Annotated in this window: 2 protein-coding genes; both read left to right on the top strand. The window is 68.3% G+C overall.

Annotated elements, in window-relative coordinates:
• The coding region (locus ADL25_RS10650) for a CoA transferase subunit A (protein WP_234380863.1) at nucleotides 1-774 on the top strand (774 nt) is incomplete at its 5' end.
• Nucleotides 774-1,383: CoA transferase subunit B (locus ADL25_RS10645; protein ID WP_059127430.1), on the top strand; the 610-nt coding region annotated here is incomplete at its 3' end. The genes ADL25_RS10650 and ADL25_RS10645, both read left to right, overlap by 1 nt.

The following is a 1,383-nucleotide window of genomic DNA, read 5'->3' as shown; positions in this document are numbered from 1 at the left end:
GTGGTCGCCACGGCCTTGGAGGCGGTGGCCGATGTGCCGGACGGTGCGTCGCTGGCGGTCGGCGGGTTCGGGTTGAGCGGTGTTCCGAACGTGCTGATCCAGGCACTGTTCGAGCGCGGGATCGGCGGCCTGTCGGTCGTCTCCAACAACTGCGGCGCCATGGACTCCGGCCTCGCCGTACTGCTGGCCGCCGGACGGATCGCACGGGTCACCGGTTCCTACATCGGGGCGAACAAGGAGTTCGCACGCCAGTACCTCGCCGGAGAACTGGAAGTCGAGCTGATCCCGCAGGGCACCCTCGCCGAACGCATGCGGGCCGGCGGAGCGGGAATCCCCGCCTTCTACACCCCCGCAGGCGTGGGCACACAGGTCGCCGACGGCGGACTGCCCTGGCGCTACGACGGCCACGGCGGCATCGCCCTGGCCTCACCCCCCAAGGAAGTACGCGCCTTCGACGGGGTCGAGTACGTACTGGAACACGGAATCCGCACGGACTACGCACTGGTACGGGCAGCACGCGGCGACCGCCACGGAAACCTGGTCTTCAACAAATCCGCCCGCAACTTCAACCCCCCGGCCGCCATGGCCGGCAAAGTCACCATCGCCGAGGTCGAAGAGCTCGTCGAACCTGGCGCGATCGATCCGGACGCGGTGCATCTGCCGGGCATCTTCGTCCAGCGCGTGGTGGCCCTCACCCCCCAGCAGGCAGCGGACAAGAAAGTGGAACGGCGCACGGTCTCCGCGCCCTCGACACCGGGGACGGTGAACGGCTGATGGCCTGGACACGCGAGGAGATGGCCGCCCGGGCCGCACAGGAACTCAAGGACGGCCAGTACGTCAACCTCGGCATCGGACTGCCCACCCTGATCCCCAACCACCTCCCCCCGGGAGTGGAGGTGGTCCTGGAATCGGAGAACGGCATCCTGGGCACCGGCCCCTACCCCACCGAGGACCGGATCGACCCCGACCTCATCAACGCCGGGAAGGAGACCGTCACCGTCCTGCCCGGCGCCGCCTACTTCGACTCGGCCCTGTCCTTCGGCATGATCCGCGGCGGCCACATCGACGTCGCCGTCCTGGGCGCCATGCAGGTCTCCGCCCACGGAGACCTGGCCAACTGGGCCATACCCGGAAAACTGGTCACCGGGATCGGCGGAGCGATGGACCTCGTCCACGGAGCCCGCACCGTCATCGTCGTCATGACCCACACCGCCAAGGACGGCACACCGAAGATCCTCGACCAGTGCTCCCTGCCCCTGACCGGCAAACGGTGCGTGAACCGCATCATCACCGACCTCGCCGTCCTCGACATCACCCACGACGGACTCCTCCTCACCCAAACCGCACCCGGCGTCGGCATCGACGAGATCAACGCCAAGACCG

It is taken from the genome of Streptomyces sp. NRRL F-5122 (assembly GCF_001507435.1).
In the GTDB taxonomy this organism is placed as follows: domain Bacteria; phylum Actinomycetota; class Actinomycetes; order Streptomycetales; family Streptomycetaceae; genus Streptomyces; species Streptomyces lannensis.
This window is presented reverse-complemented; position numbering and strand designations above follow the sequence as displayed.